This is a genomic window from Paenibacillus timonensis (assembly GCF_022427145.1).
Classification (GTDB): Bacteria; Bacillota; Bacilli; order Paenibacillales; family Paenibacillaceae; genus Fontibacillus; species Fontibacillus timonensis.
The window spans coordinates 1-11,575 of sequence record NZ_JAKSXN010000095.1 but is presented as its reverse complement, the minus strand read 5'-3'; the positions used below and the strand labels follow the sequence as shown (position 1 = coordinate 11,575).

Annotated in this window: 10 protein-coding genes; 3 read left to right on the top strand and 7 right to left on the bottom strand. The window is 54.7% G+C overall.

Features of this window, described 5'->3' with window-relative positions:
* Positions 1-58: 58 nt before the first annotated feature.
* The 5 genes from qoxD to MJ257_RS23465 form a co-directional block, all read right to left on the bottom strand.
* Complete coding sequence (gene qoxD / locus MJ257_RS23485; RefSeq protein ID WP_240271558.1) at positions 59-343, bottom strand: cytochrome aa3 quinol oxidase subunit IV; 285 nt, start codon at positions 341-343, stop codon at positions 59-61.
* A gap of 1 nt (position 344) precedes the next feature.
* A complete protein-coding gene (gene qoxC / locus MJ257_RS23480) occupies positions 345-941 on the bottom strand; it encodes a cytochrome aa3 quinol oxidase subunit III (protein ID WP_240271556.1) in 597 nt (198 codons plus the stop codon).
* Entirely contained in the window at positions 938-2,911 is a 1,974-nt protein-coding gene (gene qoxB, locus MJ257_RS23475; protein ID WP_240271554.1) for a cytochrome aa3 quinol oxidase subunit I, read from the bottom strand. The genes qoxC and qoxB overlap by 4 nt, the downstream gene beginning before the upstream one ends.
* Positions 2,912-2,935: 24 nt before the next feature.
* The gene (gene qoxA / locus MJ257_RS23470) at positions 2,936-3,889 is read right to left on the bottom strand and encodes a cytochrome aa3 quinol oxidase subunit II (RefSeq protein WP_240271552.1); all 954 of its coding nucleotides are present in this window, start codon (positions 3,887-3,889) and stop codon (positions 2,936-2,938) included.
* Positions 3,890-4,389: 500 nt separating this feature from the next.
* Positions 4,390-5,364, bottom strand: coding sequence for a diaminopimelate dehydrogenase (locus MJ257_RS23465; protein ID WP_240271551.1), 975 nt, complete (start codon positions 5,362-5,364; stop codon positions 4,390-4,392).
* Between the two features lie 357 nt (positions 5,365-5,721).
* Between MJ257_RS23465 and MJ257_RS23460 the strand changes: the two genes are divergently transcribed.
* Positions 5,722-7,377, top strand: a complete 1,656-nt coding sequence (locus MJ257_RS23460; RefSeq protein WP_240271550.1) for a copper resistance CopC/CopD family protein — start codon at positions 5,722-5,724, stop codon at positions 7,375-7,377.
* Positions 7,378-7,413: 36 nt separating this feature from the next.
* The gene (locus MJ257_RS23455; RefSeq protein WP_240271549.1) at positions 7,414-8,157 is read left to right on the top strand and encodes a YcnI family copper-binding membrane protein; all 744 of its coding nucleotides are present in this window, start codon (positions 7,414-7,416) and stop codon (positions 8,155-8,157) included.
* An 83-nt stretch (positions 8,158-8,240) separates the two neighbouring features.
* Here the strand turns inward: MJ257_RS23455 and MJ257_RS23450 are convergent, their stop codons facing one another.
* Together MJ257_RS23450 and MJ257_RS23445 are read right to left on the bottom strand one after the other, a co-directional pair.
* Positions 8,241-9,467 (bottom strand): SLC45 family MFS transporter, encoded by a 1,227-nt coding sequence (locus tag MJ257_RS23450; protein WP_240271548.1) that lies wholly within the window; start codon positions 9,465-9,467, stop codon positions 8,241-8,243.
* 4 nt (positions 9,468-9,471) lie between these two features.
* Positions 9,472-10,209 carry a glycerophosphodiester phosphodiesterase gene (locus tag MJ257_RS23445; protein WP_240271546.1) on the bottom strand — a complete coding sequence of 246 codons (738 nt, stop codon included), beginning with the start codon at positions 10,207-10,209 and terminating at the stop codon, positions 9,472-9,474.
* A gap of 325 nt (positions 10,210-10,534) precedes the next feature.
* Between MJ257_RS23445 and MJ257_RS23440 the strand changes: the two genes are divergently transcribed.
* Complete coding sequence (locus tag MJ257_RS23440) at positions 10,535-11,428, top strand: transposase (protein ID WP_443689913.1); 894 nt, start codon at positions 10,535-10,537, stop codon at positions 11,426-11,428.
* Positions 11,429-11,575 lie beyond the last annotated feature (147 nt).

Below are 11,575 nucleotides of genomic sequence, written 5' to 3'. Positions count from 1 at the left end.
TACGTGGGGTCAGTTCCTACGTGGCAACGGGTTTCTTTTCAGATCACCGACAACGCTCTTATTGATAACCCCAAATCATCGTCAGCAAGGTACCAAAGACGGTCACCAGCCCGACAAACAAGGCGTATACGAGGTTGGCATACAGCGCGCCTTTGCTGCGGTTCTCACCGATGTGCATGAACAGGAACAGCTGCACCGACATCTGTACGGCCGCGCAGACCAGCAGGATCGTCATGCCAACGCCGAATGACATATCCCAGAAAACTACCGACAGCGCTACGACAGAAAGGATCAGGGAGAACACATATCCCATGACGTGCTGAATCGGGAACAGTTTTTTCATGTCACATCAGTCCTTTCAAGTATACAAAGCTGAAGATGAAGATCCAGACGACGTCGAGGAAGTGCCAATACAGCGAGAAAATAAACGATTTGTTCGCCGTATCATGGGTAAATCCTTCGCGTTTTACCTGAATCATCAGCCCGCTGCCCCACAGCAGACCCATGGTCACGTGGGCACCGTGTGTGCCCAGCAGAACGAACAAACTCGACAAGAATGCGCTTGTTTGGATCGTTGCACCTTCATGTACATACGTCACGAACTCGGTAATCTCAATGCCGAGGAACCCGAGGCCGAGCAGCAAGGTGATGGCGAAGAAAGCCATAAACGGTTTTCTCAGTCCCAAACGCATGCTGTGCACCGCCAGCCCGCAGGTAAAGCTGCTGGTCAGCAGCAGGAACGTCTCACCCAGAACCGGTCCGATTTCGAAAATCTCCGCGCCGCCCGGCCCGTTTCCGGTCCGGTTCCACAGCGTCAGATATACCGAGAACAGCGTGGCGAAGAGCACGATTTCCGCGCCCAGGAACAGCCAGAACCCAAGGACCCGGTTACTGTTCTCTTCCGTTTGATATTCCAAAGGCAATGTATGATCTACCTTCATGCGTGTTCACCCCGCAATTCTGCATCCGTGTCCATCCGATTGGCCAAAGCCCGCTCGGTTTTGATGATTTCACTAACTGGAATGTGTCGGCCGTGATCGCGTTCGAACGAACGTACCGCCAGCATGACGACAATCCCCAAGCCGGCGATAATCGCCGGTACCCACCAGCTAAAGACCATAAAGAATCCGAAGAACATGAAAATCATGCCCAGAATAAACGGTTGGCCGCTGTTGTTCGGCATATGAATCTCTTCGATTTTGTCCGAGAACAGCGATTTGCCGCTTTTCTTCGCTTCCCAGAACGGATCCAGCGAATCGACTTTCGGGACGACCGCAAAGTTGTATTCCGGAACCGGAGAATGCGTGCTCCACTCCAGCGTACGTGCGTTCCAAGGATCGCCGGTCGTATCGCGTTTCGCGTAGCGGAAGCTCCAGTAAATGTTGTAAACAAGGACGATAAACCCGATGGCGAGTCCCACCGCCCCGATCGAAGCGATCAGGTTCAGCGGACCAAAGCCCGTGCTTTCCGAATAGGTGTACATCCGCCGGGTCATCCCCTTCAAACCAAGGAAGAACAACGGCAAGAATGTAACGTTGAAGCTGATGGCGATAATCCAGAAGGCCAGTTTGCCCTGGCGCTCGTTGAGCCGGAAACCAAACAGTTTCGGGAACCAGTAGTAGAACCCGGCAATGACCGCGAATACCGTCCCCGGAATCAGCACGTAGTGGAAGTGCGCCACCAGGAACATCGTATTATGGTATTGATAGTCGGCGCTCGCCATCGCCAGCATGACCCCGGTCACCCCGCCGATCGTGAAGATCGGAATAAAGGCGAGGGAGTACAGCATCGGCGTCGTAAACTCGATGCGCCCTTTTTGCAGCGTAAACAGCCAGTTGAAGATTTTGACCCCGGTCGGAACGGCGATCGCCATCGTCGTAATCGAGAAGATCCCGTTCACCATCACGCCGTGTCCCATCGTGTAGAAGTGATGCGCCCATACGACGAACGACAGCAGGGAAATGACGATCATGCTCCATACCATGGATTTATAACCGTACAGATTTTTGCGAGAGAAGGTCGAAATGACTTCGCTGTAAATCCCGAAGGCCGGCAAAATCACGATGTAAACCTCAGGATGTCCCCATACCCAGAACAGGTTGGCCCAGAGCATATCCATCCCGCCGTTGGCCATCGTAAAGAACTGCGTGCCGAACAGCCGGTCGAACATCATCAGCGCCAGCGCCACGGTCAGTACCGGGAAGGCGAACAGGATGATCACGTTGGTGATCAGCACCGACCAGGTAAACATCGGCATTTTCATCAGCTTCATCCCTGGCGCGCGCATTTTCAGAATCGTCACCAGGAAGTTCACTGCGGTCATCAGCGTCCCGATCCCCGCGATCTGGATCGCGATCGAGTAATAGTTGTTGCCCACCGTCGGGCTGAACTCGATGCTTGCCAGCGGGAAATACGCCGTCCATCCGGCATCCGGAGAACCCCCGATGACGAAGGAGATGTTAAACAGCATGGCGCCGGCGAAGAATAGCCAGAAGCTGACGGCGTTCAGCCGCGGAAACGCGACGTCGCGCGCGCCGATTTGCAGCGGGATAACCACGTTCATCAAACCGACGATAAACGGCATCGCCATAAACAGGATCATAATGACCCCGTGCGTCGTAAAAATCTCGTTATAGTGTTGCGCGTCCAACAGCCCGTTTTCCGGTATTGCCAGCTGGGCCCGCATGAGCAGCGCATCCACGCCGCCGCGGAAGAGCATCAGCAGCGCCGCGATAATATACATGATGCCGATCCGCTTGTGGTCAACGGTCGTTAACCATTCGCGCCACAGCCAGCCCCATTTTTTAAAATAGGTTAGTCCGATGACGATCGCCAGCGACACGACCACGATGCTAACCATCGCGCCGTAGATCATCGGCTCCCCCGTGACGAAAAATTCGTCCCATTTCATGTTAAGGTACTCCCTTCCCGTTGATTAGTTATGAGCTTCGTGTTCGTTAGATTCCGTCATGTCCATATCGGAATGATCCATCGTGGAGTGATCCGTTTCCGAATGGTTCATTTCCTCCGCTCCGTTCTCGCCGCCATGGTTATGGCCGGCATTCTCCCCTTCCGGTGCAGGCCGGAAAGCCAAGTGGGTCGAGGTATACGTCAGGCGGCCGACATGAGCGGTCTCCAGCAATTTGTCGAACTCCGGCTCGGTCAGTTCGGAAGCGGTGTCCTTCACTTCTTCGACCCATTTGTCATATTCGGACGGCGACATGGCCAGCGCTTCGAATTCCATATGCGCAAAACCTTCGCCCGAGAAGTTGGAGTTTTTGCCCATGTACGAGCCTTCGTGTTCGGCAACGATGTTCAGCGTGTTGACCATATCGCTCATCGCGTATTTCTGGCCGGCCAGCTGCGGGATCCAGAAGCTCGTAATCGGACCAAACGAATACAGCCGGAATTCGACCGGACGGTTCGTCGGGAAATTCACGTAGTTCACGGTCTCGATGCCTTCCTCCGGATAGCTGAAATGCCATTTCCAGTTGGAGGAGGAAGCGTAAATCACGAGCGGCTTCTGGTCTTCGTATCCTTCAGGCACCTTTTCCACGGCCGACGTACTACGCACGGTCACGACCGACAGCACGGCCACGATAATGATCGGAATCGTAATCCAGGTGATCTCCAGCCATTTATTGCCTTCCATATGCGGCGGTTCATAATCCGGAGCCGCTTTGGAGGCGCGATATTTCGTTAACATGTAAATGTACAGCGTGTAAACGACCAGCAAAATGAAAGCCATCGTTAAAATCGAGAAAATGATGACTTGCGATTGGGTCTTGGCCACCGGACCTTTCGGATTCAACACCGTTAATTGGTTACAGCCGGTCAGGAGGACAAGAAGGGCTGAAATTAAAGCGACAAGCAACCCTTTCCTTTTCATAGGATACCGATACCCCTTTCTACGTTATGAACGCCATCCCCCGTGCTTGGGAGAAGGCTTCGTTCGATCAGCTACTTTTATGTTAGGAAAGGGGCGGTTGAATAACAATTCATAGAGATTGTAATATATGTAAATTATTAGAAGTGATAAGTGTGACTTTTATCCTTTACACAACATGAAAAGTTGATTAACGGCGATTTTGGGTCATTATCCGTCAAATTTGGCGATTTTGATAATTGTTCACAATGCGGCTCCACTCCGTCAGAGTTCGCAGAATTGTCATATAAAATCCTTATTTTGTGATTTGGTTCACAATATTCGTTGTCGTCATTTGCTTCACAAGCCCCCACTCCCCTTTAGCGTCAGGGGTAAATGCGACATTTCCTTGACATTTGAGAGAGGAGGTCAAAAAAAGAGGTTATCCCAACGCGGCAACTTCGCCTGCCTCTGGACAACCTCTTCACCCTATTTAAATGAACATGCTATAACCTTGCAACAAATTACAGCAGCTCTTTACGCAGCTGTTCCGGCGATTTCGGCGACAACAGGCCAAACGGAATATCGAAGACGGTCTTCGCCCCCGACTGGCCGGCTTGCGACAGCTTGTACGCTGCACGGGCATAAGCGACCAGCACGCTGGCCGTAAATTCCGGATTGCTGTCCAGCTTCAATTTGAACTCGATCAGTTGCGTGCTGTCCTGGCCGGTCCGACCGCTGCGCAGCACCATACCGCCATGCGGCATCGCGGAGTGGTTTGCCTTCAGCTCTTCTTCGCTGATAAAATGCACGGTCGTGTCGTAATCCGAGAAATAGTTCGGCATCGACTTGATCTCCTGTTCGATCTTCGCCAGGTCGGCCTCTTCCTCAGCGACGACGAAGCACTCGCGCAGGTGCTTCTCGCGCGTGGACAGCTCCGGATTTTCGCCTTGGCGCACGCGTTCTACGGCTGCCTCTACCGGAATCGTGTATTGCACGCCGTTCTTCACGCCCGCTACGCGGCGAATCGCGTCGGAGTGCCCTTGGCTGACGCCTTTGCCCCAGAACGTGTAGTCTTTTCCTTCCGGCAGCACGGCTTCGGCCAGAAGTCGATTCAGGGAGAATAGGCCCGGATCCCATCCGGTCGAGATGACGCTGACCGTTCCCGCTTTCAAAGCCACCTCGTTGACTTTTCCGAAGTATTCCGGAATTTTCGCATGCGTATCAAAGCTATCGACCGTATTGAACATCGCAGCCAGCTGCGGACCCTGCTCCGGCAAATCCGTAGCCGAACCGCCGCACAAAATCAGCACGTCGATGTCTCCTTTATATTTTTCGATCTCGGAGATGTGGACAACGCCGTTTGCCGACGCCACCTCGTCCGGTTGTCTGCGCGAAAAAATCGCTTTCAACTGGAAATCTGGATTTTGCTTCAACGCCAGCTCCACGCCCCGTCCCAGATTTCCGTAACCTACGATGCCTACCTGAATTGTTGCCACTTTATATCCTCCTTCAAATATGGTTAAACTCGTCTTAAGTTATGGACTAATCCCCATTGTAATTTACCCTTAGCACTTTTTAAATAGTTAACATACAAAGTTAGTGTTTTCGTTTAAAAATTATGCATTTTTGTGCAAATCATTCTGCATTTTATGCAAAGCCTGGTTTTCGACGCTTCACAATTCAGACACAATTAAATCAAAACCCTTCACGAAAATAGCCCATTCTAGTCATACCCAGCTCGGACTAATCATTGTAAAATGGTGCTCGTTGTGAGGAAATTCATAGACCATACCAAAGAGAGCTGAATCCGATTGAAATTGTTCCTCTATAAACGGGCACTATTAGCGGTTGCGTTGTGTACCATCCTTCTAATGCTAGCTCCGGCTTCCGCCTTCGCCCATGCTTATGTCGTCTCTTCGAACCCGGCGGCTAATGAGGTATTGGACACTTCTCCCGTCGAATTTGTCATCGATTTTAACGAACCCCTCGAGCAGGGCTTCCACGACCTTGCCGTCATCGGGCCTAACGGGGATAACGTGGCAGACAGGGAGGCCCGGATCGACCCGGATAAGCCCTCCCGTTTGACCGTCACCTTGCAGCCGAACTTACCGAAAGGGCTGTATACGGCAAAATGGAAGGTCGTTTCCGGCGATGGACACGCCATTTCCGGAACGATTCCGTTCCAGATCGGGCGGGAGAATGCCAGCAGCGACCTCCCGGTTCATCCATCGACGGATGGCGGCAACTCCTTCCCAAGCTGGAGCCTGCTGCTGGTCCGCTGGTTGTTCTACGCTGGAGCGGCCGGCTATCTTGGAGCAGTCGTCTTTCACGCCTGGCTTCTCTCCCGCCTGGACGCCAACTGGTCCGAACGCTTGAAGCGGCGCAGCCGAACCGTCTGGACGGCCGGCTTTATCGCCTCTTCCGCCGGCATCCTGCTTAGTTTGCCGCAGCAAACGGCCAGCGATGCCGGAGGGGGATGGAGGGAAGCGTTCGATCCCGGCCTTTGGCGGCAAACGCTGGTATATACGACCTTTGGGGAGATCTGGACGGTTCAGCTCCTATTGCTTGGAGGTTGGCTTTTGTGGACGCTATTCCTTTTGCGCGCCAGTCGGATATCCCGGCCGGGTCACCTCCCGCTGGTCGGCGCCTTGCTGTTCGCCCTGGCCTTGCTGTTCTCCAAAGCTTTCATCGGACATGCCGCCACCGCCGAGCCGCGGGGATTCGCCGTAACGGCGGACTTCCTGCATCTGGCCGCGGGTCTGATCTGGCTTGGCGGCGTCGGCGCTTTAGCGTACTTGCTTCCGGCGGCCGCTCCGCCTGCCGCTCAAGACAAGACCCGAACGCCCGAACCGGAGCAAAGTTCCCTGTATTGGCGTACGATCCGGCGTTTCTCGACTCTCGCCATCTGGATGGTCGCCCTCCTGCTCGGGACCGGCGTATATAGCAGCCTGCTTCATGTGCCGACCCTGTACTCGCTGACGCATACGGCCTATGGCCGCGTGCTATTGGCGAAGATCGCTCTCACCGCGATCTGCCTGCTGCTCGGAGGCTGGTCCTTCCTACGCGGTCGGCGTGCAGAAAAACCGCTCTACGCCGGCGTATGGACCGAATGGGGAGCCGGCTTGGCGGTGCTGGTTTTAGCGGCAGTCCTGGCGAATCTGCCGACGGCCGCCGCTTCTCCCGGCCCCGCAAGTTTAACACATCGCCTGGAAGACGGGACTAAGGTGACGATTCGCGTCGCTCCGAATGCCGTAGGAACCAACGCCTTTCAGGTCACTGTAAACGGGCCGGACGGGCAGCCCCGCGGCGACGTGGAGCAAGTGACGCTGGAGCTGACGTCGAAGGAAATGGATATGGGTACCACGGAAATCCTCTTCCCCGGCGGCTCCCCGCCGGAGGTCCGCGAGCTCATCACGATGGGTGGACGTTGGAACGTTCATGTCCATATCCTGACGAAATCCCTGGACCGCTACGATTTCGATACCGAACTGACGGTAGGAAGCCCCTAAAGGGGAAACAAACCAATCAAAAAAGGAGACTCATCCATGTTCCCTACAACCCATTCTCTCGGAAACCGATTTTGGCGTCTAGCCGCCGGTTCTGCCGCCGCTTGGATTCTGTTATTCGTCCTCTTCACCGGAACGGCCGACGCGCACGTCACCGTCAAACCCAGCCAATCCACCCCAAGCGCCTGGGAAACGTACAGCATCAAAGTTCCTGTAGAGAAAGACCTTAACACGGTGAAAATCGCGCTCAAAATCCCGGAAGGCGTCACCTTCAAACAGTATCGTCCGGTGCCGGAATGGAACGTGGAGCTGACGACGGCAGACGATGGCACGGTCACCGCAGTCACCTGGACGGCCGAAGGCAAAGGCATCGGCCCCGGCGAATTCCAGCAGTTCGATTTCGTCGCGCAGAATCCCGGCGAAGACGCGGAACTGGCCTGGGACGCCTTCCAGTATTACAGCGACGGCAGCGTGGTGGAATGGACCGGGGCGGAAGATGCCGACCGGCCCCATTCGCTGACGGTCATTAGCACAGCGGATAGTGCCGGGCAGGCCGGCGATGCTGCCGCAGGGCATGGTCATGGCGGCCACACTGAAGGCGCTGCGGCCGGCAACGCGGAGGCAGGCCCTGCCACCGCCGAAGCTTCCGGTGCCGCCTCATCCGGCGGCGGAAGCGGCTCCCCGGCAGGAACCACGGCCATCGTGCTTTCGGCATGCGCATTGCTCGTTGCGCTCGCCGCTCTTTGGGCCGCGCTCCGCGCTGGACGCAAACACAAGGCTTAGTCGATTAAAAAAGCAGCGGTTCTCCCGGACGCTTCGATGCGCCTAGAGATCCCGCTGCTTTTTTTTGCACAGCACATTTCGGTTTATTTCATGCCGACGGACGATTGATCCAGCGGATCCCGGCCGGCCCACTTCGGTTCCCGGGGAACCGCCAGCAGGCAGCCTAGTGCCAGCAGCATCCCGACCGATGCGCTGATGAACAGCGCCGGGTAGCCGAACACGTCGATGAGCCAGCCGAGCAGCGGCGGCGACGTAATCGCAGCCAAGGACGACACGAAGTAATAGATCCCCGTGCGCGTCCCGATGCTCTCCTCCCGCCCGGTGGCGACAACCCATGGGTAAGAGTTGATGTTGATGCACGCCCAGAAAATGCCACCAACGATCAGCAGCACCCGCAGCCACAGGACGGAATCGACGAAAATCATCACGCCGAAAATGACGAACAATCCGGCAACCCCGGTCGAGATGATCGCTTTTTTCCCGTAACGGGCTCCCAGCCAGCCGCTCGGCAATGCAAAGAGCAAAAACGCGAGCGAGAAGAACGTCAGCGAAAACGAGGCTTCGGCATCGCTCATGCCGACCTGCTTCGTGCCGTACAACGTGAACAGCGCTTCAACGCCTTGATATGCCACGAACCAGAAGAAAATCGCCGCCAAAATCAACACGGTCGTCTTGTCCAGCTGATCCTTGATCCGAATCTGCGGATTCGGTTTCCCGCTCGTCGCAGCGTCCTCCATCCCGCCCAGCCCTAAAGCGGCCGGTTCACGGATAACGGCCTTCAGGACGAGCAAGCAGATCAACATGACGACCCCCGCGAACAGAAACGGCACAAACGAGCCGATCCCATAGAGTTGGGAACCGATGCCGAAGGCCAGCACCGAGCCGATGCCGCCCATGAAGTTGATGACGCCGTTGGCTTTGGTCCGCTGCGGCTCCGGCGTAATGTCGGGCATCAGCGCGACCGTTGGCGCCCGGAACAAGCTCATCGACAAATTCATTAACACCATAAACAATACCAGCGTGACGAACCCGGTATGCCACGGGATCAACGTCGCAAACACGGCGCCCAGCGGCATGCCGATTAGCAGGTAAGGCATCCGCCGTCCATACCGGGTATTCGTCTTATCGCTGCGATGTCCAATCCATGGCTGCAATACAATGGCGAAGTAATTATCGATCGTCATCATAAACCCGATCATGGCGGCGCTCTTCAAATAGTCGTCCAAAAACAGCGGAACAAACGCATTGTACAGCGCCCAGGTCAAGCTAATGCTGAAAAATCCAAGCCCCAGCAGCCATGTTTTCTTCATCCGTTCACGCTCCTTGCTTCGCCAGCAGCTCCGCCAGGCGGTCCGGGAAATCGGTGATGATGCCGGCCACGCCCGCGCGAATCAGCGCCTGCATCACCTTCGGATCGTTCACGGTAAACGGATGGTATACCACTCCGTTGGCTTTGGCGAGGGCAACCAGCTCCGGCGTCAGCGCGTATTGGTAAGCATGGAGCGCCTCCGCGCCGATCCGCTTCGCGTAATCCCATGGCTCGTACAAGCCTTCCATGTACAGGATGCCGGTGCGGATGTCCGGGGCCAATCTTTTGCATTCGGCCAAGGAGTAATGATTAAAGCTGGAAATGATGATCCGTTCGCTCAACCCATAGCTGCGTACCGTATCCAGCACCTTCTGTTCGATGCCGGGGTACAACACGACACCGGTCTTCAGTTCGATGTTCACGATCGTGTCCGTGCCGCGCACCAGATCCAGCAGCTCCTCCAGCGTCGGAATCCGTTCGCCCGCGAAGTCCTCGTGGAACCAGGAGCCCGCCTCCCGCTGTTTGATTTCGGCCAATGTCAAATCCTTCACCCACTCCGGCGTCCCCGCCGTCCGCTGCAGCGTCTCGTCGTGAATCAGGATCAGTTGCCCGTCGCGCGTCATCTGCACGTCCGTTTCGATGCCGGTCGCCCCCAGCTCCAGGGCTTTGGTAAATGCCAGCATCGTGTTCTCCGGGTAATGCCCCGCCGCCCCGCGATGCGCAAAATTGATAATATCGCTCAAAAGGATCATCCTCCTAGGGATTTATTTCAAATTAATATTATCCATCCCCTTACTATAATCCTGCATTGTTAGGCCCATATAAAAAAAGCCCCGCGATTTTTGGCCTGCTCCCAGCGATCTTTGCCCCTTTTGGCCCCTTTACACGATTATCCCTTTCGTTCAGATAGAGCGGATCGACATGAGGTTGCCGCGAAGTTGATCGGGCCAAATTTATTTTAAGATATAACGGTTGGCTGGTATTTTCTACTTGCCTAGGGAACATATGTTTGATATAATGAGAAAAAAGCGAACATATATTCTTATTTTTTATCCTGGAGTGATGAATGTGGAATTATGTGCGAACATGGATCTCCCTCCTCTTAGCAGCCGTTTTCATAGTGAAGCGGGCTGCATTGAAATATTAATCGCGAAGAAGTGGCCGAACGGCTTCGTCTGTCCGCGCTGCGCCTATACCAAGTGTACACGCCTGTCCTCCCGTCGCCTTCCTTTATTCGAATGCGGAAGATGCGCCTATCAAGCATCGCCTTTGGTGGGCACCATTTTTGAAAGAACCCATCTGCCCCTGTTGAAATGGTTTCAAGCCCTGGAGTTGTTCTTGCTTCCCGACGGCATCTCGGCATTGCGGCTGAGTCAGGTGATCCAGGTCACCTATAAGACCGCATGGTTGATGCTGCACAAAATACGCCATACCCTTGGGGAATTCGACGCCAGGGAGCTTTTGAGCGGGGACGTGAGGGTGAACAGCGATCAGTACGTGGCGGATCCTTTACGACCTCACCCTTATACCACAGCAGTCGTAGCCGGATGCACGATAACGGAGTCAGGCGTGCCGGAGCGGGTAAAGATTCATGTGATTTCGCAAAAGAGAGGAGACGGAATACGGGCAAGCCGGCTCGAACTCGACACTTTTATAAAAAGGCATGTAGATGTCCATAGCTCGACCCTGCAGCCATTCCCTCTGACTTTTCGGCTGTATTTGCCCTTGCGGAGAGAAGTGAGAGCGGCGTGGAAATCTCTAAAGAGTACGTATGTCGCCTTGGGCCTTAAGCATTTGCAGGCGTATTTGAATGAGTACACCGTACGCCGCCACCTACGCATGTCTGGTTCCGAAGAGACGATGCGAGAGGAATTGCTACATCGGTGTATGGCCATTCCGGCGATCCCTTACCACCAACTGATCGCACGCCACCAGAACCCGCCCCTTGCAACTGCGGCATAATCGATAGTGCTGTAATTCTCCTTCTTTTTCTTTTTCTAAAGCATTCAGTTCTCTTGACTCATCTGAGATTTCTTCTTCTTCACTACCTGATGTAAAGGGATAATCGTCAAAAGAGGCTGATAGCCTATGTTGTCATCCGCCTCAAAA